Origin of the sequence: Gallibacterium faecale (assembly GCF_027920745.1) — a bacterium.
In the GTDB taxonomy this organism is placed as follows: Bacteria; Pseudomonadota; Gammaproteobacteria; order Enterobacterales; family Pasteurellaceae; genus Gallibacterium; species Gallibacterium faecale.
Window position 1 is genome coordinate 1 of record NZ_JAQIBB010000057.1, and the last position, 19,858, is coordinate 19,858.

Sequence of the window (19,858 nt, forward strand, 5' to 3'; positions counted from 1 at the left end):
ATCTTACGATTGTACTTATAGCGTATAATGGCACATTAACTAACCAATCTTGTTCTCGATAATCTGCCATAGAAAATCGAACGGCTTGTTTAGGTTGGAATTGTTCTACATATACTTTCAAACTTTTTGCTTTTAAGTTTTCTTCAGCTTTTACTTCAATTGGGATAATATTTTGTTTCTGTTGTAAGATAAAATCTACTTCTGCAGTGCCTCGTTCTGTTGCCCAATAGAAAATAGGATTTTCTTGGTTAGCCATAATTTGTTGTAAGACATATTGTTCAGTTAATGCTCCCTTAAATTCACTAAAAATACGGTGACCTTCTAGTAAAGTACTTATATCCAAATAACTTTGTGCAGCCAATAATCCGACATCTAAACCAAATAATTTAAATGCATTATCTTGATAAGTGGATAAAGGTAAATGCGGTTTTTTTATTCGTGGTATGGCATAAACTAAACCACTATCTTTTAGCCATTGAAGGGCAATTTCATAGTCTTTACTTCTTGCGCCTTTTTGTAATTGTGAATAAATAAATTTTTTATTTTCTTTTGCTAATTGTTCAGGAATCGCATTCCATACAGAGCGTACTTTTTGAATAGTTTGTCCATCAATAATATGTTTAGAAAAATCTTGTTCATATGCTATTAATAGATTCCGTTGAACTAGTCTAACATCTTCAAAATTTTTACTATTTATAAATGTTTGTATTGCTTCTGGCATTCCCCCAATAAAATAATACTGGCGTAGTAAATCAATATAAGAAGATTTCATTGCAGAAATTAGAGGCCAGTCTTGTAATTCTAATAGTTGTACTAATTCGTTTTGGCCTATTGCGTGTAAAAACTCAGAAAAATCCATTGGGTACATGGATAGGAAATCAACTTTACCTACAGGAAAGGAGGTCTGGTGATGTAATGATACGCCGAGTAAGGAACCTGCTGCAATAATATAAAATTGTGGGGCCTTTTCATAAAAGTATTTTAGGGCAGATAACGCTTGTGGTACTTCTTGAATCTCGTCAAAAATAAGTAGAGTATTTTCTGCCTGAATATCTACTCCACTTTCAATTTTGAGGCCTAAAATTAGACGGTTAATATCATAATCACCAGAAAATAGTGATTTCATGCGAGGATTATTCTCAAAGTTAATATAGGCATATTTATTAAAAAAATTTTTACCAAAATATTTCATAATCCAAGTTTTACCAACTTGTCTAGCACCTTGAATAATTAAAGGTTTGCGTTGAACTTTTGCTTTCCAATGTTCTAGTGATTTAAGGATTTTTCGTTGCATACAGTAAAGTGATTGAGAAATTTTATTTATCTTATATAGAAGAATACATTTTTTCAAATGAAAAAATGGTAAAAATCTCATTTTTTCAAACTAAAAAATGATAAAAGTCCACACTTTTTCAAATGAATTGCTGAAAATAAAACAAAAAAAGCCAACATTGTTGGCTTTTGTCTTTATATTACTGTTCTATTCCTTATTGTTTGGATGTTGAACCTTCCTCAACAACACCTTTCCTGCAAAACTGACTAGTAGATGTAGGACTAACAATATAATCGAAAGTAGATAAAGTGGTGTGTTACCAAAAACAGAGAATGGTGTTTTACCAATCGTTTGGTAAATTTTTGCGGTTAAAGTGGTTGGTTTAAATTGAGGGGCTTGGCTAATAATTTTCCCGTGAGCATCAATAAATGCGGTTACGCCTGTGTTGGTATCACGAATAAGCGGTTTGCCTAATTCTAGAGCACGCATTCTTGCCATTTGGAAATGTTGCCAAGGTCCAATAGAGGTACCAAACCAGGCATCATTAGAAACAGTTAAAATAAAATCACTATTATTTTGGACGTTATGTTGAACTTGACGATCAAAGATAATTTCATAACAAATTGCATTAGCAAAATTAGCGCCTTTAACCGTAAGTGGTGCTTGGGTGTAGCTACCTTCGCTCATATCCGAGAATGGAATATTGAACAGCTCTTTTACAAATGGTAAGGGAATATATTCCCCAAATGGCACCAAATGATGTTTTAAATAGCGTGGTGCAGAATCAATGGTATAAGGTTGTTCTGGGTTTAATGCAATTAGAGAGTTAAATAATTGATCAGTATTAGGTTTTTGGTAAATTGTGCCTAATAAAATAGCGGTATTTGATTGTTGAGAAAAACGAGAGAGCATTGCAATATAAGGCTCAAGCTGATTCTCTAATAGTGGTAATACGGATTCAGGCAGAATAATAATATCGCTTTTACCTAAATGGGGTTCGAGCAGGTTTTTGTGAATATCGAGTGACTGATAAATATAGTCAGGATCCCACTTATATTGCTGTTCGATATTGCCTTGTACCAAAGTGATGGTAAGTGGTTTTTCTGCCGTATTCTGTTTGATAAAGCTAATCTGCTGGCTGTAATAACTTAACGCGATAAGGACAATTGCGAGTAAACTTTGTGAACTGATCAGTAATAGATGACGAGGCTGTTTACTAAATAGGCTATCAATCACATTCAAAACCAATGCAGATAGCCATATCATCACAAACGTAATGCCTTGTACCCCAAAGAAAGGGGCAATACCTGCAAAGAAAGTATCAATTTGGGTATAACCAAATTGTAGCCAAGGAAAACCAGAAAATAGCCAGCCACGCAAAAACTCAGTGAAAGTCCATAAAATCGCAAAAAGGATAGATTGGCTAATGTGTAACTTGCGGATTAAGTAAGTAAATACGGTAGGGAAAAGAGCAAGATAGGCCGCAAGCAGGACAACTAAAATATAGGCCACAGGTAATGATAATCCACCGAATTGGCTAATACTAATATGAATCCAATTTAGTCCAAAGGTAAAGTAGCTTAATCCCCATAAAAAAGCAGAAAGTAAGGCTTGTTTAGTCGTTTTACTGTATTTGATACAGGCAAGCAGAATAAACAATGAGATAAAGGCTAAAAAGCTGTAATTGAAAGGGGCGTAGGCAAATACCCCGAGAATTCCACCTAAAATCGAGAATAAAGGGAATAAATATTGTGGCATAGACATACTCTTATAATAAAACGGACATAATGTCCGTTTTTCATGATTAAATTTTGGTAAAAACTAAACTTCTTCCGTAATATTCTGCTGTTCCATTTTTTCAATTTGTTCATCAGGAATGACTACTCGTAGTTGAATAATACGACGGCTGTCAGCAGAAGTGATTTTAAATTCAATATTATCTAATTGAATGGTTTCACCACGAGTTGGTAAATAACCAAAGGCTTGCATAATGACACCGCCAATGGTATCTACCTCTTCACCAGTAAATCCAGTGGCAAAGTAGTGATTAAAATCATCAATATCAGTTAAGGCTTGTACGGCATAAGTATGTTTAGAAAGTTGGCGAATATCTTCAACATCTTCCTCATCAAACTCATCTTCAATATCGCCCACAATTTGTTCCAAAATATCTTCAATCGTAACTAGACCGGAGATCGAACCAAATTCATCGACAACAATCGCCATATGAAAACGTTCTGAACGGAACTCTTTTAACATTCTATCGACACGTTTACTTTCAGGAATAATGACAGCAGGACGCAATACTTCGTGAATGGAAAACTCTTCAGAATCTGGGCGTAAATATTTGAGTAAATCTTTTGCCAATAACAGCCCGATGACATTATCACGTTCATCTGCAATAACAGGGAATCGCGAGTGAGCAGAATCAATGATTACATCTAAACACTCAGATAAGCTTTGCTCAGCATTGATAAATACAATTTGTGAGCGGGGAATCATAATATCTCGTACACGTAATTCAGAAATTTCGATCACGCCTTCAATCATTTGTCGTGTTTCTTGATTGATAATTTCGTTTTGCTCTGAATCACGAATGGTTTCAACTAATTCCTCACGATTTTTTGGTTCTGCTGGGAAAAAATTATTTAACAACGATTGAAAAAAATTCTTTTTCGAATTGGATTCTGTTGAATTTGTCGAATGTTCTTCACTCATGACGATTTATTGATTACTCCAAGATAATTAAACGTTGTAAAGCTATCACATTTACCTATTTTTTGCTAGATAACGATTTATTATTTCGCAAACTCAGTCAAGGTTTTTGCAAATTTGGCTAAACCTTCTTCTAATTCTGGCACTGAAATATTTAATGCTGGTGCTAAACGGACTACATTTGGGCCAGCTACTAATAACATCAAGCCAAATTGATTAGCAAGATGACAAAAATCCATTGCTTTGCCATGATATTTTTCAATCAATTCTGCACCAATTAACAATCCTTCACCACGAATTTGACTGAAAATCGGTGTTTGCTGATTAAATTGTGCGATGGTTTGTTTAATCAATTCACTTTTAGCACGAACTTGTTGTAAGAAAGTTTCATCAGAAATAATATCAACGGCTTTCTTAGCGACTGCACAAGCTAGAGGATTCCCACCGAATGTTGTACCATGCACGCCAGGTTTAAAACTTGCTGCAATTTTGTGGGTTGTCATCATTGCCCCAATAGGAAAACCATTTGCTAAAGCTTTAGCACTGGTCAAAATATCTGGGATCACATTATATTTCATATAGGTATAGAAATAGCCTGTACGGCCTACACCAGTTTGTACTTCATCAAAAATTAATAATGCTTGATGTTGATCGCAGAGTTGACGTAATCCTTGTAAAAATTCTGGTGTTGCAGGCAATATGCCACTTTCGCCTTGGATTGGTTCAACAATAATTGCACAAGTATGATCATCAATTACCGCTTTTACTGCGTCTAAATCATTGAAAGGGACGTGGATAATATCGGCTGGTTTTGGACCAAAGCCATCGGAATATTTGGCTTGTCCACCAACACTGACAGTAAATAACGTACGGCCATGGAAACTTTGTTTAAATGAGATGATTTTACTTTTTTGATATCCAAAGTGATCAACCGCATAACGGCGAGCTAATTTTAAAGCGGCTTCGTTAGCTTCTGCACCAGAGTTCACAAACATCACTCGTTCAGCAAATGTTTTTTCAACTAATGTTTTAGCTAATGCAATCGTTGGTTCACTGGTAAACCAGTTACTAGAATGCCAGAGTGTAGCGCCTTGTTGTTGCAATACTTCGAGCAGTTCGTCTGGGCAATGTCCTAAAGCATTAACTGCGATACCGCCAGTTAAATCAATATATTCTTTGCCTTGCTGATCCCAAACTCGACTGTCTTTACCTTTTACAGGAATAAAATCTGCTGGAGAATAGTTTTGTACTAAATATTGATCAAAGTCGCTACGTGTAATTTGTTGTGTCATAGTATTGCCTCAAATTCCTGATAAATTATCGATTGAATGATGCATTTATTGTCTATTACTGGGAGTGTTGTATTTGCTACAGAAAAATACCCCATTCTGCAACAGAAGGGGTAAAGAACATAAATGCATTTACTTTGTTGTAAAAACTGAAATAAGCATACGACTGATTGCATATATAGTCAATAAAATGCATAAAAATTCATTTTAGTTGGTGCCACCTACAGTAATTTTTTCAATTTTTAATGCAGGTTGACCAACACCAACAGGAACACTTTGCCCTTGTTTACCGCAAACGCCGATGCCATGATCGATTTCTAATTGATTCGCTACCATAGAAATATTTTGCATAACTTCAATACCACTGCCGATTAATGTTGCGCCTTTTATCGGTTTGGTGATTTTTCCTTTTTCAATGAGATAGGCTTCAGAAGTAGAAAACACAAATTTACCCGATGTAATATCAACTTGCCCACCACCAAAATGAGGGGCATACACGCCATAATCTACAGACGCAATTAAGTCTTCAAATTGGCTTTCCCCTGGCAGCATATAGGTATTTGTCATACGAGGCATTGGCAGATGAGCGTAAGATTCACGGCGTGCATTACCTGTTGGCTGCATTCCCATTAATCGAGCATTTAACTTATCTTGCATATAGCCTTGTAATACGCCATCTTTAATTAACACATTATATTGTCCAGGAACACCTTCATCATCGACGGTTAATGAACCTCGGCGATCTGGGAGTGTGCCATCATCAACAATCGTACAGAGTGGAGAAGTGACGAGTTCACCGATTTTGCCACTAAAAATAGAAGATTGTTTGCGATTAAAATCACCTTCTAAACCATGACCGACAGCTTCGTGCAGTAATACACCTGGCCAGCCAGCTCCTAGAATAACAGGCATCATACCCGCTGGCGCCGCCACTGCACTTAGATTAACTAATGCCTGGCGTACTGCTTCTTTCGCAAAATAGACCGCACGTTGTTCACCCTGATATTGTTCAAAGAACCAGGTTAAACTTCTGCGTCCACCCACTCCCGCACTACCACGTTCACGCTTACCATCTTGTTCAGCTAAAACAGAGATTGATAAACGGATTAATGGACGAATATCAGCTGCTAATGTGCCGTCAGTGGCAGCAACTAACATTTCTTCATAGAGTGTGGATAAGCTTACAGAAACACGGGTAACACGAGGATCTTCAGCTCGTGCAACCTGATCAACTAATCGTAATAATTCAATTTTCTTTTCTCGAGAAAGGGTATCGAGAGGATTAATTGCAGCATAACGCAGGGTTGGTTCAACAGGGGTAAATCCTTGCGGTGTGAAAATAGATGCTGCTGGTTGTTTCGTTTGAGCAATGCCTTTTGCGGCTAATGCGCAATCTTGTAAAGCGGCAAAATTAATCACATCTGAATAGGCAAAACCAGTTTTTTCACCACTAATCGCACGAACACCAACACCCCGATCAATATGGAATCCCCCTTCTTTAATAATGCCATCTTCTAATGTCCAGACTTCATCCATCGAGGTTTGGAAAAAGAGATCAGCAAAATCAATTTGGCGATCAGAAAAAAGATTGAAGAGATTGGGTAATTGTTGAAGAGATAATTGATTTGCTGCGAGTAAGTTGTCTGCAACTTGGTTAATGATTTTTTTCATATTGTTTTAAATAAATACGGCTATTGTTACAAAATGGATTAAATAAATTGAGAATAGGGAAATATTATATTCAGTTTGTCGTTAATGTCATTTAACTTAGGACTAATTTTATTAATTAAACGGTTTAACTTGTTCTTCTTCTCTCTTGCATCTGTTTGATTGGAATAAGAAACAGTAATGGTGATTAAATCTATTAACTATTGATCAAATGTGTATTGAGATTTTAGGTTTGATACAGGTTGAGATCGCCAAATAATAGCGATCTCACTCGTTATTTTTCACTGGAGAAGTTACATTACCACAACATCAAACTGTTCTTGAGTGTAATAAGGTTCCATCTTAATTTGTACTTTCTTTCCAATAAAGACTTCTACTTCTGCGATTAATGCGTGAGTTTCTTCATTAATTAAATGCTCAGCAACAGCACGAGAAGCATAAACTAAGAATTGTTCGCTGGAATAGAGGTGGTGGACACGAATAATTTCGCGCGCAATTTCGTAACAAACAGTTTCCACACTTTTCACCCGTCCACGACCTTGACAGTTAGGACACTCTTCACAGAGAACGTGTTCTAAACTTTCTCGAGTACGTTTACGAGTCATTTCTACTAATCCCAGTTGCGTAAAACCATTGACGGTAGTTTTTACACGATCTTTCGCTAAAGCTTCTTTGAGAGATTGCAGGACTCGCTCTTGATGTTCTTCAAGCTGCATATCAATAAAATCAATAATGATAATACCGCCAAGATTACGTAACTGTAATTGATGGGCAATGGCTTGAGTCGCTTCAATATTGGTATTAAAAATGGTCTCTTCTAGGTTACGATGTCCAACAAAACCACCAGTATTAATATCAATCGTTGTCATGGCTTCGGTTTGTTCAATAATTAAATAGCCACCAGATTTTAAATTTACCCGTTTATTTAAGGCTTTTTGGATACTCTCTTCGACGCCATATATATCAAAGAGTGGTTGTGGTCCAGTATAGACCGATAAACTTTGCGTTAATTGAGGCAGAAATTCTTCAATAAATTCCTTGACTTCTAAATAAACTAATTTGGAGTCGATACGAATACTATCTAACGTCATACCCACGAAATCACGAATAATTCGTTGGGCAAGTGCAGGTTCAGCATAAAGCATAGCTGGTGCGGTGGAACGTACTTTACGTTCTAATACTTTACGCCATAAACGTTTTAAGAAGTCTGCATCTTGCTGTAACTCTTCGAGAGAAACATTTTCTGACGCAGTACGAATAATAAAACCACCAAGTTCATCACAGAACGGCGTAACAAGTTCTTTTAACCTTGCTCTTTCTTCTTCGCTTTCAATTCGTTGTGACACACCAACATGGCTATTTTCAGGCATAAATACTAAGTAGCGAGAAGGCAGGGTAATATCGGTAGTTAAACGTGCCCCTTTTGTACCAAGAGGATCTTTCACCACTTGCACAACAATGTCTTGTCCTTCACGGACTAATTCTGCAATATCTTTAACGACAAATTGCTTTTGTTCATTTTCATCAACGCATTCAGTATGTGAAACAATATCTGAAGCGTGTAAAAAAGCTGCTTTTTCTAAGCCAATATCCACGAATGCGGATTGCATCCCCGGCAATACTCTTGTGACACGACCTTTATAAATATTGCCAACAATTCCCCGTTTTGTTTCCCGTTCAACGTGAACTTCACGTAAAATGCCCGCAGCAACGAGCGCAATCCTTGTTTCATTCGGGGTAACATTGACCAACAACTCGACTTTGTTACCGTTTTCCATGTTTATTATCCTAATAATATGACACTGTGCGTTAGTCTAACGAAATCGAAAATTAAATCCTAGAATATTTTGAGGTGTTCTACACAATCTTTGCTTAATATCATTTCTTGTGGTGATTATCCCACCAGTTGGTGGGAAGTGAGTTGGGTTGAGGTTGGAGATGAATAATGAAAAGACTAGCTTTAGGGCAAGAACTAATGAGCCCATCCAATAAAGATTAAAATAGCCAAGAATCTATTTCATGATTGGTTTCTCTCTTTCATTTCATTGAAGAGTAAGAGTGAATATTACCTCATTACACGCTTAACTTTCCCATTCAAGATTGAAGAGCTAGGGGAATCTGAAGCAATTTGTAACTGATGGACAGTATTTATTTAAATCTCCCCAGCTCTCTTCATTTCATTGAAGAGGGAGATCTATTATGGAATTATTTACACTCGAGTCAAAAGACGGGAAATAAAGTATTTTGTCATCAAACTAAAAATCCCCACATAGGTGTGGGGATTACTTAACAAAAATTAGGCAAGTTCTGCACGTAATTTCTTAGTGACTTTCACCATATTTTCTAACGCTGCAAGGGTTTCTGGCCATCCACGCGTTTTTAAACCACAGTCTGGATTAACCCACAAACGTTCTTTAGGAATCACATTTAACGCTTTACGTAATAAATGTTCAATTTCTGCTTCTGCTGGTACACGAGGACTATGAATATCATATACACCTGGACCAATTTCATTTGGATATTTGAAATCAGCAAATGCAGTGAGTAATTCCATATCAGAGCGAGAGGTTTCAATTGTGATAACATCGGCATCCAATGCTGCAATCGCTGGCAAAATATCGTTAAATTCTGAATAACACATATGGGTATGGATTTGTGTGCTATCTTCACAACCGCTAGAAGAAAGACGGAATGCTTGTCCTGCCCAATCTAGGTAAGCCTGCCAATCAGCACGTTTTAATGGTAGCCCTTCACGAATAGCCGGCTCATCAATTTGGATAACTTTAATACTTGCTTTTTCTAAATCTAAAACTTCATCATTTAAAGCTAAAGCAATTTGTTTACACACAGTTTCACGACTAATATCATTACGTACGAATGACCATTGTAAAATTGTGACAGGGCCAGTTAACATACCTTTCATAACACGATTAGTGAGGCTTTGCGCGTAAGTTGACCAAGCGACAGTCATAGGTTGTGGACGCACAACATCACCGAAAATAACAGGTGGTTTTACACAGCGGCTACCATAACTTTGTACCCAACCAAATTTGGTGAAAGCAAAACCATCAAGTAACTCACCAAAATATTCCACCATATCGTTACGTTCTGCCTCACCATGTACAAGAACATCTAAATCTAATTTTTCTTGTTGGCGAACAACGTATTCAATCTCTTTCTTCATTGCCGCTTCATAATCAGCAGCAGAAAGTTCACCTTTCTTAAATTTTGCACGAGCGTGACGAATTTCCGTAGTTTGTGGGAACGAACCAATATTGGTAGTTGGTAGTAATGGTAAGTTTAGCCATGCTTTTTGTAGTTTAATACGTTCAGCAAATGGTGATTTGCGTTGATCTGCATTTGCTGGCAATGCTGCTAAACGAGCTGCAACTTCTGGACGATGAATTACTTTACTATTAGCACGAGCATCAGCTGCGGCTTGGCTTGCTTCTAATTCAGCTTGTACTGAAGCACGACCTTGATCTAATGCTTTCTTCAAGATACTTAACTCTTCAACTTTTTGTAAGCAGAATGCTAACCAAGAACGAATATCTGCATTTAATTGTGTTTCAACGGAAAGATCATAAGGAACGTGTAGCAGTGAACAGCTTGGTGCGATCCATAATCTATCTCCAAAGACTTGTTTTAAAGGCTCAAGTAAATCTAACTCTTTATTCAAATTAGCACGCCAGATATTACGACCATCAATAACACCAACAGAAAGCACTTTATCGTAATCAGCAAAAGTGGCTAATTGTTCAGGAGCACGAACAACATCAATATGTAAACCTGCAACAGGTAATGATTTTAATAAAGCGGCGTGTTCTGCAACAGAACCAAAATAAGTCGCTAATAAAATTTTTGCTTTGTTAGCAAGACGTGCATATACAGGGGCAAACTGATCTAGCCAAGCTTGAGGGAGATCAAGTGCTAGTGCAGGTTCATCAATTTGAATCCAAGTGGCACCTTTTGCGACTAATGCATCAAGAATTTGCTCATAGACAGGTAGGAGTTTTTCTAATAATGATAAACGATCAAAGGTTTCACCTTTTTCTTTACCAAGATATAAGAAGGTGAGTGGACCGACTAAGGTTGGTTTTGCTTGATAACCTAATGCTTGAGCTTCTTCAAGTTGTTGCACATAGTGAGCTGGGTTAGCTTTAAATTCTGTATTTTTATGAAACTCAGGGACAAGGTAGTGATAATTGGTATCAAACCATTTTGTCATTTCAATCGCAAATTGACTCTCATTACCACGAGCAAGTTGGAAATATTGATCTAATGTTAATGTTTGACTATCAAAACCGAAACGAGCAGGAATAGAACCTGTGGCAACTTGTAAATCTAAAATATGATCATAGAAAGTAAAATCAGCGACACTAACAAAATCTGCATTTGCTTCCGCTTGGTGTTTCCAATTTTTTTCACGTAATAGTTTTGCTACGGTTAATAAATCTTGTTCTGAAAGTTCTTTGCGCCAATAACGTTCTTGGGCGAATTTAAGTTCACGTTTTGCTCCAACACGAGGGAAACCGGCTAAATGAAATACTGTCATAATCGCTTCTCCATAATATTTTTATTAAAAATTCTTTCAAATAGACGGCTAAACGTCTATCTGCAATGCAGAATAGCGAAAAATCCTGTATGATGAAAGCTCATAATTTTCATAAATAAGATGAATTAATTTAATACAGATGAAACCTACTTTTTTAGAACTCCGCCATTTAAAAACATTATTAGCCTTAAAAGAAACTGGTAGTGTTTCTTCGGCTGCAAAACGTGTTTATCTAACGCAATCGGCACTTTCTCATCAATTAAAATTGATTGAAGAACAATTTGGTTTACCTCTATTTGAACGCAAAACGAATCCGTTACGCTTTACAGCAGCAGGAGAACGTTTAATCCAATTAGCTAATGAAGTATTGCCTAAAGTAGCAATGGCAGAACGTGATTTAGCTCGGGTACAACAAGGCGAGGCTGGGGAATTACGGATTGCAGTAGAATGTCATACGTGTTTTGATTGGCTAATGCCAGCGATGGATGAATTTCGTCAGCATTGGGGATTAGTTGAGTTAGATATTGTGTCAGGGTTCCATACTGATCCTGTTGGCTTATTATTAACCGATCGTGCAGATTGGGCTGTGGTTGCTGAAGTAGAAGAAAATAGCGATGTGATTTATCGTCCATTATTTGCCTATGAAATGGTTGGTATTTGTTCTCGAGACCATGAGTTAGCCTCAAAAGAGGTTTGGCAAGCAGAAGATTTTATCGATCAAACGATAATTACTTATCCCGTACCAGACGAGATGCTGGATTTATTACGCCAAGTGTTAAAACCAGCGGGTATTAATCCAATAAGAAGAACTACTGAATTAACCATTGCAATGATACAATTAGTCGCGAGTAAGCGTGGGGTAGCGGCAGTACCTTATTGGGCTGTTTTGCCTTATTTAGAGCGTGGATATGTTGTAGCTCGAAAGATTACAGATAAAGGGCTATATAGTAATTTATATGCAGCAATCCGTGCAGAAGATCAGGGGATTGCTTATATTGATGATTTTTATGAAACGGTAAAAAATAAAAGTTTTGCCACCTTACCAGGATTAGTGGTTTTAGATTAGGAGAAGAGAGAAGATGTCTTTACAATTCAACGGAATTGCATTGTTTCTAGTGGTATTAATTGCATTAGGCGTAGTTGGGCATAACAATTCTATTACGGTAGCCGCGACAGTTTTATTGTTAATGCATGAAACGGCATTATCTAAATATGTGGTGTGGCTAGACAAATATGGCTTAAGTGTTGGTATTATCATTTTGACGATTGGGGTTTTAAGCCCCTTAGTTTCCGGCAAAATTAGTCTGCCTGAAATTAAAGAGTTATTGCATTGGAAAATGTTATTAGCGGTAGTAGTGGGGATTTTGGTGGCTTGGCTTGGTGCACGAGGCGCGACATTAATGCTAGGTGCACCAACTTTAGTAACAGGATTATTAATTGGCACAATCATTGGTGTTGCTTTCTTAGGTGGCGTGCCAGTTGGTCCATTAATTGCTGCTGGGATATTGTCATTAGTTTTAACAAAATAGATAAGAGAATAGCGGAGCAGATCAGTAAATCAGAGAAAGTTGCTGAAAATAACAACGAATAGACGCTTTATCTTATTTTCTACTTGCAACAGTTCGAAACATCCGTATAATTTGCTCCGTTCTTTGTTGCCTGGGTGGCGAAATTGGTAGACGCAGCGGATTCAAAATCCGCCGCCCTTAAAAGCGTGTCGGTTCGAGTCCGACCCTAGGCACCACTAAAAAGTTTTCAAAAAAAAAGACCGCCGATAAAAAGGCGGTTTTTTATTGCCTAAAATACTCATAATATCAACAACTTACGCCAAAAATTAACAAGAAAATATTTCCAATAACACTGTACAGATATACAGTAAATTGCTATTATTTTGTCGTCTTGATGATCTGAAATGATCTCATTTATTATCTATTTGCACCCAAATTGCACCAGAAATTGCACCCAAAAATAGAGAAAGAAATAATGGCTACATTAACAAAACGGAACAACGGCTGGCGAGTACAAATAAGACGAAAAGGCATTTCACGTTCAGCTCAATTTCGCACAAAAGCAGAAGCACAGGCGTGGGCTTTAGAAATGGAAAGTAAAATTTTCAATGGTGATCTAAATCACATACCAAACATTACATTTTCAGATCTTATTGATAAATACATCAAAGAAATATCCATCACAAAACGAAGCTATAAAAATGAAGTTATTCGCCTAACAAGGCTTAGTAACAGAAAAATTGGACAAATTAACTTACGTGATTTAGACGAATACCATTTTCAACAATGGAAAGAAGAACGCCAAAAAGAAGTTAGTATTGCGACGGTATTGCGTGAATGGAATACTTTATCCCACCTATTAAATACCGCAGTAACAGAATGGAAATACCTAAAAGAAAACCCACTCAAAAACCTAAAAAGACCAAGTCAACCGCCAGAAAGAACACGCCGATTAAGTGAAGAGGAAATAAACAGAATTTTATTTGTTGCAGATTATAACAAGCAACAGATCCCAACAACGATACAAAATAGAGTTGCAGCCGCAATGTTATTTGCACTCGAAACCGCAATGCGAGCTGGAGAAATCTGTAACGCAAAATGGCAAGATCTCAAAATGGATAAACGGCTATTACATTTACCACAAACTAAAAACGGACATCCTAGAGATATTCCACTATCATTAATTGCAATGGAAATTATTCAACAAATGGAAAAAATAAAAACTGATGACACTGATCTCATTTTCCAACTAAAGCCAGCACAACTAGATGCCAATTTCCGAAAGTTAAAAGCAAAAGCAGCATTAGATAATGCAAACTTACATTTCCACGATACCCGCCGTGAAGCGCTAACACGGCTCGCCAAAAAAGTTGATGTAATGACGCTTGCAAAAATATCAGGGCATAGAGATATTAAAATTCTGCTTAATACTTACTATGCCCCGAATATGGTTGATGTGGTTAAATTACTTGATTAAATATTATTTCTAATAAGAGGTAAAACCCGATTCCAACTTTCATCGCTCCAATGCCCAATCTCAAAATCTTGAGTAATTCGCTGAATAATCGGTTGTGTTCTTTTAAGTTGAGAGTGATATTCCGTAGCTTGTCCAAAAGCTTGACCTGCTAACGAAGAATTTAATAAATTTAACGGCTTCACCAGGTCTTGACTAAATTTAACCATTCGCAACGCAGAACGCCAAAGCCAAGCAAGTTCCTTTAATTCCTCTTCCGTAAAATGAATATAGTATTGTTTTACAGGGGTAGTATGTTGATAACGACCCGTTTTTCTGATTTGAGGCAAGACTTCCTCAAATACCCAGTTTTGAAATTCTTTTGCCACAGGTTTTTCACTACGGAAAATAATTCGATATAAATTTGGTTCATTAATGAATGCTGTTTTTCTCTGTTTCTCATCTTTTGCCAAAGTGTACGCCAAACGTACACCTTGAGGATCTAACATTTGACGTTGAACTCTACGAGAATTTTGGATTTCAAAAATTCCACAGACGTCAAGTAAACAAAAGTATGGTTGATTGTTGAAAAGCTCTACACGGACAGGATTGGAATTAAAATTGAAAATTTGGTTTGACATAATTTTGTACCTTTTGGATTTAAGTTATTAATCCGAACACTAAGTGGGTGATCGGGGTTCAACTTACCCTCCAAAAGATGGGCGGAACTTATTCAAATGTATTGTATGTCGTTCTCTCACCCCGATCTCATCGGATATAACCTAAAATATAGGTACAAAAAACCGCAAATTATCGGAGCGGACGCCGCTTTTGAAAAGTAAGTGCGGCTATCCTAACCCGATAAAATAAAACTGTCAAACTCTCCTCGCCTTTTTCCTCTCTGCATACCGCACTACATCACCTGCAATCCAACGTAAACTTGAGCTTTTCTTTCTAATGTCACGCTGTGAAGGAACTTGAACAGGTTGCGGAAAATATGGATCAGCAATTACAGCGCCACGAATATGACGCTCACTTAACTTAAAATAAGCTGCAATATCAGCTACTGTCCAAAGCTCTTTACTATCTTCTGTTAGAGGTTCTTTTTGCTGCAGTAATAACGCTTCTACTGCTTGCAATTTTTCTAATAGTGCTTGGTTTGTAATTTGTTCCATAATCACCTCACGTTAAACTGGAAACGGCGGGCAATCATCAGTTTTTACTGCTTGATGATTGTTTTTTGTTTCTGTTGTGGTTGGTTCTTTACTACTCAACATCTGCAACTGCTCACCGATAATCTCAGTAATGTAGTGCGTAACGCCCTGGCTCTCATAACTACGAGTTCGCAATTTTCCCTCAACATAGATCTTTGATCCTCGTTTTAAATATTGCTGCAATTTTACCACCGCAACACGCATCAAGGATTGGTTTTGTCATTTTTTATTATTCCTTTTCTTTTACTGTAAATTATTAATATCAATAAAATATGTTTGAACTTTATTATTATATTTTTTGGAACAAGGCGGATAAAAAACGGCTATCATTTGTGGTTTATTGTTTCCTTTTACTTTTTCTTTTGTTCGATAATCAAGAAAAGAAATTCGACCACTAGTAATAAAATAAATCTGGCTTGCAAATACTTCACAAACTTTAAACCACCTTGTAGATGTATCAATGTTTAATAATATGGCCACTTGATTGTGATTCCGATAACATTCATTAACAGCCTTAATAATAAAAGGTAATGGATTACAATAAGGTGGATTCATAAACACTTGCTTGTATTTACCCCAATCTGTAATTAATGTGTTCTGTTCTTCAGTTATGAACTCCTCACATTTTGTATTTTGCTTATTTGCACAAGCATCAAGATTAAAGTTAAGCCCAGTTAATCGTTGAATATTTTCTACTACCTCTTTTGGTGTGGCCCAGTAATCTTTCTCTTTTAAATTATCAATAATAAATGGCTTATTAACAGTTAATAAATGTTGATATTCTATTAATTTATCCATTTAAACTCTCCTCGCCTTTTTCCTCTCTGCATACCGCACTACATCGCCTGCAATCCAACGTAAACTTGAGCTTTTCTTTCTAATGTCACGCTGTGAAGGAACTTGAACAGGTTGCGGAAAATATGGATCAGCAATTACAGCGCCACGAATATGACGCTCACTTAACTTAAAATAAGCTGCAATATCAGCTACTGTCCAAAGCTCTTTACTATCTTCTGTTAGAGGTTCTTTTTGCTGCAGTAATAACGCTTCTACTGCTTGCAATTTTTCTAATAGTGCTTGGTTTGTAATTTGTTCCATAATCACCTCACGTTAAACTGGAAACGGCGGGCAATCATCAGTTTGTACTGCTTGATGATTGTTTTTTGTTTCTGTTGTGGTTGGTTCTTTACTACTCAACATCTGCAACTGCTCACCGATAATCTCAGTAATGTAGTGCGTAACGCCCTGGCTCTCATAACTACGAGTTCGCAATTTTCCCTCAACATAGATCTTTGATCCTCGTTTTAAATATTGCTGCACAATCTCCGCTAATCGCCCATAAAAAATCACTCTATGCCATTCGGTACGCTCTTTTTTCTGCTGCGTTTCTTTATCTACCCAGTTTTCTGATGTAGCAACGCTCACATTCGCAATCGACCCAGTTTGAAAAATCTTCACGTCAATGTTGCCGATATTGCCGACAATGATCACTTTATTTACTCCAGCCATCATTATTCCTCGCTATCATATAATTTTGATATTTGTGCAGCGGTTGTTATGTTTTCTTTTTTTAACGCTGCTATTGTTTGTTTTGCTGCATTTAATAACTTGATAGCGTTATCAATAGAAACTTTAATATCATCTAAATTATATTCATGATTAAACTCTTCATTTTTTACCTCCTCACCATTAATAAATGTATCTTGCCAGAAATCATACATCTCTCGACATATATCATCTGCGGTATCTATTTGAAGATATAATTTGCTAATTAATTGTTTTTGTTCTTGAATTTTTCCAATCATTTTCTGTAACCTCATTTCGTTTTAAATAACTCAACCGCAATTCGCCATAATCGACTGACAAATAACGACCATCTTTCACTCTCACCGAACCAGTTCGCACCAATTCGTTATACATTTCATCAGTTAACCGAATTTTCTTGCGTAATAACCAACCAATTTTTCTACTGATTAACGCTTGTACCTGCTGTTCTTTGTCTATTTTTTCGTCTGTGTTAATCTCCTCGCCAATATTGTCTATTTTTTGATCCGTACAGTTATTGACAGAACTCCAAGCGGTGCTACGCACCGAATGATTTACTAATTCCTGTTGTGAAGCTAAAACCGACTTCTTAACCAGTTTCCATTTTTTCAACCGCGTACCAATCAACTCAAAAATAGGCTTAAGTTGATTAAAAATACCGATAATTTTTTTACTAATTTCGCCGTACTTATTCGGTTTTCTATCTTCATAAACAGTGCGCGCAACTAAATCTTTACGGCTGACAAATGCCCCACCTTGTAACTCGGTATATTTTGTCCAATCGCCATCATCCGCTGCTTGAATTAACGCATCGATTTGTTGGTCGCCAACTAACTGTCCATGTTTACGCCGTAATTCACGCCAAACCGAAACGGGCGCACCACCGATTTGCTGAAATTGACGAATTCTCCATTTAGATGCCCACGCACAAACATTCTTTGCCACATCTTTTAATTTCTCGCCTGTTTCATCGTCCACATCATCATCACAAGCGTAACCGTCAATGTTTTTAGCGATGTATTTCGCAATGTAGCCAGTTGCCGATCCCTTTTCCCAATCAATCGCTTTTGCGGTAAAACGGTGTTCATTTGCCCCAGCCTCATTACCGTCTTCCTCAAGTGCATATTTCGCAAAAATGGCACGTACGGTTTCCACGTGCTTTTGTTCCATAAAGAACAACATATGCCAATGCGGTGTGCCGTCGTGGTGTGGCTCAACAACACGAAAACCAAAAATATTTATGTTGCGTCTTTTCAATGCAGCACGAACGCGGGCAAAAACGCGGCATAAATAATCTTGCGTATCGCGTGGATTACTAAAATTCCATTTTTTAACGAAACCGCCTTTAGAGTGGATAGCGTGATAAGAGGAGGGAGCAGTCAAGGTATAAAACTCACCAACATAGCCATAAATCTTTGCCAACTCTTCAAAACCACGCATTCTGTTCATCAACTCACAACGGCGAATCGCAGGATTAGAAACGGTTTTATAAAACATCTCATCAAGTCCGAGTTGCTCTTCTTCGTCCTCTTCATTGATAAGCTGCATTGTTTTCAGAAACTGACTATTCTTCTTCTTTTGCGTCCGCCATTCCGCAATCGCTTCACGGCTAGCATAAGGACTCGCCGCTGCTTGCACTTGACCGACCGCAATCGCTAAATGCTCACGCAAATAAGAACGTTTTTGCCAAAGTTTCCGCGTCCACCAATCTTCATCACACATCTTCATGATACTGATGCCGATTTGCTCAGATGTGATTAAGCCCTTGTGATATTTGTCCCAAAATTGCGGTGTAATCCCTTTTAACTCGGTTAAGCGACCAAGTTTGTAGTACAGGCTTTTGACTTTTTTATCGATAGCTTCTTTTGTTTTGCAGGAGTGTAAGTTTTCGTCTAAAAAATCCTGTTGAACAATAAACATTTCATCAGCAATTTTTTTTGCAAACTCAACAACCTGATGGCGAGAAAACTCGTGTAATGCGATAGTTTTTGTCGTATTGATTCGCTTTCCGTCTTCATCAATCGTCTGAATATTGCTTTCCGAAACTTTAACCGTTTCGATGATCGGGTGACGTTGTAAGACATTCTCAACGCGCTCAAGCACGCCATTATCTAATGTCGTGCGTAACCAAGTATTCGCCGTAAAACGACCCGACTTCCGAAACGTTTTTAAATAACGCTTAACAAAATACTTACTTAAAAAATCGGGTAATCCCTTTAACTTGGCATACCCGAATTTAAAAATGTCATCATCGCCACAATTAAACAGCTCGTATTGCACCGGGGTTAAGCCCATTGGCGCAACACGATCTGTCTTAATATAATCAGATGACTGTCTAACTGTGGCGTATTGCATTACAAATCCCTTACCCGAATAACTTCTTCTTTCATCTGCCCGATAACCGCATTGACGGCATCAAATACCGCAACAGGGGAGCGATCAGTCTTAGCAAATTGCTCCTTAAAAATCGCTAGCAATAAGTCTTCAAAATTAGGGTATTCTGTGATTTCAGCTGGCTTCCAAACCCCATGTTCCACATCAAACGCATATGATGTCTTACAAAAACCTTGACCGTTTTCCGTACGTTGTACGCAAAAACGCTCGCCCAAATCAAAAAAGATACGTTCGCCCATTGTGG

General features: G+C 37.3%; 19 protein-coding genes and 1 tRNA gene. 4 read left to right on the forward strand and 16 right to left on the reverse strand.

Annotation, left to right across the window (positions count from 1 at the left end; all coding sequences use genetic code 11):
- From PF272_RS05845 to metE, 7 genes are all read right to left on the reverse strand, one after another.
- The coding region (locus tag PF272_RS05845) for an ATP-binding protein (protein ID WP_271142010.1) at positions 1-1,294 on the reverse strand (1,294 nt) is incomplete at its 3' end.
- 186 nt (positions 1,295-1,480) lie between these two features.
- Positions 1,481-3,031 carry an apolipoprotein N-acyltransferase gene (gene lnt, locus PF272_RS05850; protein WP_271142011.1) on the reverse strand — a complete coding sequence of 517 codons (1,551 nt, stop codon included), beginning with the start codon at positions 3,029-3,031 and terminating at the stop codon, positions 1,481-1,483.
- Positions 3,032-3,094: 63 nt separating this feature from the next.
- Complete coding sequence (gene corC, locus PF272_RS05855; RefSeq protein WP_065236448.1) at positions 3,095-3,991, reverse strand: CNNM family magnesium/cobalt transport protein CorC; 897 nt, start codon at positions 3,989-3,991, stop codon at positions 3,095-3,097.
- 80 nt (positions 3,992-4,071) lie between these two features.
- On the reverse strand, positions 4,072-5,280 hold the full coding sequence (locus tag PF272_RS05860) for an aspartate aminotransferase family protein (protein WP_271142012.1): 1,209 nt from the start codon (positions 5,278-5,280) through the stop codon (positions 4,072-4,074).
- 204 nt (positions 5,281-5,484) lie between these two features.
- On the reverse strand, positions 5,485-6,939 hold the full coding sequence (gene tldD, locus PF272_RS05865) for a metalloprotease TldD (protein ID WP_271142082.1): 1,455 nt from the start codon (positions 6,937-6,939) through the stop codon (positions 5,485-5,487).
- A gap of 299 nt (positions 6,940-7,238) precedes the next feature.
- The gene (rng, locus tag PF272_RS05870; RefSeq protein WP_065235254.1) at positions 7,239-8,723 is read right to left on the reverse strand and encodes a ribonuclease G; all 1,485 of its coding nucleotides are present in this window, start codon (positions 8,721-8,723) and stop codon (positions 7,239-7,241) included.
- 518 nt (positions 8,724-9,241) lie between these two features.
- Complete coding sequence (metE, locus tag PF272_RS05875) at positions 9,242-11,500, reverse strand: 5-methyltetrahydropteroyltriglutamate--homocysteine S-methyltransferase (RefSeq protein WP_271142013.1); 2,259 nt, start codon at positions 11,498-11,500, stop codon at positions 9,242-9,244.
- A gap of 139 nt (positions 11,501-11,639) precedes the next feature.
- Here metE and PF272_RS05880 point away from each other — a divergent pair, with 139 nt between their 5' ends.
- From PF272_RS05880 to PF272_RS05895, 4 genes are all read left to right on the forward strand, one after another.
- Entirely contained in the window at positions 11,640-12,566 is a 927-nt protein-coding gene (locus tag PF272_RS05880) for a LysR family transcriptional regulator (protein ID WP_065234855.1), read from the forward strand.
- Positions 12,567-12,579: 13 nt separating this feature from the next.
- Entirely contained in the window at positions 12,580-13,029 is a 450-nt protein-coding gene (locus PF272_RS05885; RefSeq protein WP_271142014.1) for a DUF441 domain-containing protein, read from the forward strand.
- A gap of 128 nt (positions 13,030-13,157) precedes the next feature.
- Positions 13,158-13,244: transfer RNA gene (locus PF272_RS05890), tRNA-Leu, on the forward strand.
- Between the two features lie 239 nt (positions 13,245-13,483).
- Positions 13,484-14,485 carry a tyrosine-type recombinase/integrase gene (locus tag PF272_RS05895; RefSeq protein ID WP_271142015.1) on the forward strand — a complete coding sequence of 334 codons (1,002 nt, stop codon included), beginning with the start codon at positions 13,484-13,486 and terminating at the stop codon, positions 14,483-14,485.
- Here PF272_RS05895 and PF272_RS05900 read toward each other — a convergent pair.
- From PF272_RS05900 to PF272_RS05940, 9 genes are all read right to left on the reverse strand, one after another.
- Entirely contained in the window at positions 14,482-15,102 is a 621-nt protein-coding gene (locus PF272_RS05900; RefSeq protein ID WP_271142016.1) for a P22AR C-terminal domain-containing protein, read from the reverse strand. The genes PF272_RS05895 and PF272_RS05900 overlap by 4 nt on opposite strands.
- A 234-nt stretch (positions 15,103-15,336) precedes the next feature.
- Positions 15,337-15,636 (reverse strand): hypothetical protein, encoded by a 300-nt coding sequence (locus PF272_RS05905; protein ID WP_065236456.1) that lies wholly within the window; start codon positions 15,634-15,636, stop codon positions 15,337-15,339.
- 12 nt (positions 15,637-15,648) lie between these two features.
- On the reverse strand, positions 15,649-15,879 hold the full coding sequence (locus PF272_RS05910) for a single-stranded DNA-binding protein (RefSeq protein ID WP_271142017.1): 231 nt from the start codon (positions 15,877-15,879) through the stop codon (positions 15,649-15,651).
- A gap of 39 nt (positions 15,880-15,918) precedes the next feature.
- The gene (locus tag PF272_RS05915) at positions 15,919-16,473 is read right to left on the reverse strand and encodes a phage N-6-adenine-methyltransferase (RefSeq protein ID WP_271142018.1); all 555 of its coding nucleotides are present in this window, start codon (positions 16,471-16,473) and stop codon (positions 15,919-15,921) included.
- Positions 16,474-16,773, reverse strand: a complete 300-nt coding sequence (locus tag PF272_RS05920; RefSeq protein WP_065236456.1) for a hypothetical protein — start codon at positions 16,771-16,773, stop codon at positions 16,474-16,476. It lies immediately after the preceding gene.
- Between the two features lie 12 nt (positions 16,774-16,785).
- On the reverse strand, positions 16,786-17,184 hold the full coding sequence (gene ssb / locus PF272_RS05925) for a single-stranded DNA-binding protein (RefSeq protein WP_271142019.1): 399 nt from the start codon (positions 17,182-17,184) through the stop codon (positions 16,786-16,788).
- Positions 17,185-17,186: 2 nt separating this feature from the next.
- Positions 17,187-17,480, reverse strand: a complete 294-nt coding sequence (locus tag PF272_RS05930; protein WP_271142020.1) for a hypothetical protein — start codon at positions 17,478-17,480, stop codon at positions 17,187-17,189.
- Positions 17,443-19,575, reverse strand: coding sequence for a replication endonuclease (locus PF272_RS05935; protein WP_271142021.1), 2,133 nt, complete (start codon positions 19,573-19,575; stop codon positions 17,443-17,445). Before PF272_RS05935 ends, PF272_RS05930 begins: the two co-directional genes overlap by 38 nt.
- Positions 19,575-19,853, reverse strand: coding sequence for a hypothetical protein (locus PF272_RS05940; protein WP_271142022.1), 279 nt, complete (start codon positions 19,851-19,853; stop codon positions 19,575-19,577). Before PF272_RS05940 ends, PF272_RS05935 begins: the two co-directional genes overlap by 1 nt.
- Positions 19,854-19,858: the final 5 nt, after the last annotated feature.

Coding starts and splice junctions, on each gene's coding strand:
- lnt (WP_271142011.1), bottom strand. CDS start 3,031: ATGCCACAATATTTATTCCCTTTATTCTCGATTTTAGGTGGAATTCTC.
- corC (WP_065236448.1), bottom strand. CDS start 3,991: ATGAGTGAAGAACATTCGACAAATTCAACAGAATCCAATTCGAAAAAG.
- PF272_RS05860 (WP_271142012.1), bottom strand. CDS start 5,280: ATGACACAACAAATTACACGTAGCGACTTTGATCAATATTTAGTACAA.
- rng (WP_065235254.1), bottom strand. CDS start 8,723: ATGGAAAACGGTAACAAAGTCGAGTTGTTGGTCAATGTTACCCCGAAT.
- metE (WP_271142013.1), bottom strand. CDS start 11,500: ATGACAGTATTTCATTTAGCCGGTTTCCCTCGTGTTGGAGCAAAACGT.
- PF272_RS05880 (WP_065234855.1), top strand. CDS start 11,640: ATGAAACCTACTTTTTTAGAACTCCGCCATTTAAAAACATTATTAGCC.
- PF272_RS05885 (WP_271142014.1), top strand. CDS start 12,580: ATGTCTTTACAATTCAACGGAATTGCATTGTTTCTAGTGGTATTAATT.
- PF272_RS05895 (WP_271142015.1), top strand. CDS start 13,484: ATGGCTACATTAACAAAACGGAACAACGGCTGGCGAGTACAAATAAGA.
- PF272_RS05900 (WP_271142016.1), bottom strand. CDS start 15,102: ATGTCAAACCAAATTTTCAATTTTAATTCCAATCCTGTCCGTGTAGAG.
- PF272_RS05905 (WP_065236456.1), bottom strand. CDS start 15,636: ATGGAACAAATTACAAACCAAGCACTATTAGAAAAATTGCAAGCAGTA.
- PF272_RS05910 (WP_271142017.1), bottom strand. CDS start 15,879: ATGCGTGTTGCGGTGGTAAAATTGCAGCAATATTTAAAACGAGGATCA.
- PF272_RS05915 (WP_271142018.1), bottom strand. CDS start 16,473: ATGGATAAATTAATAGAATATCAACATTTATTAACTGTTAATAAGCCA.
- PF272_RS05920 (WP_065236456.1), bottom strand. CDS start 16,773: ATGGAACAAATTACAAACCAAGCACTATTAGAAAAATTGCAAGCAGTA.
- ssb (WP_271142019.1), bottom strand. CDS start 17,184: ATGGCTGGAGTAAATAAAGTGATCATTGTCGGCAATATCGGCAACATT.
- PF272_RS05930 (WP_271142020.1), bottom strand. CDS start 17,480: ATGATTGGAAAAATTCAAGAACAAAAACAATTAATTAGCAAATTATAT.
- PF272_RS05935 (WP_271142021.1), bottom strand. CDS start 19,575: ATGCAATACGCCACAGTTAGACAGTCATCTGATTATATTAAGACAGAT.
- PF272_RS05940 (WP_271142022.1), bottom strand. CDS start 19,853: ATGGGCGAACGTATCTTTTTTGATTTGGGCGAGCGTTTTTGCGTACAA.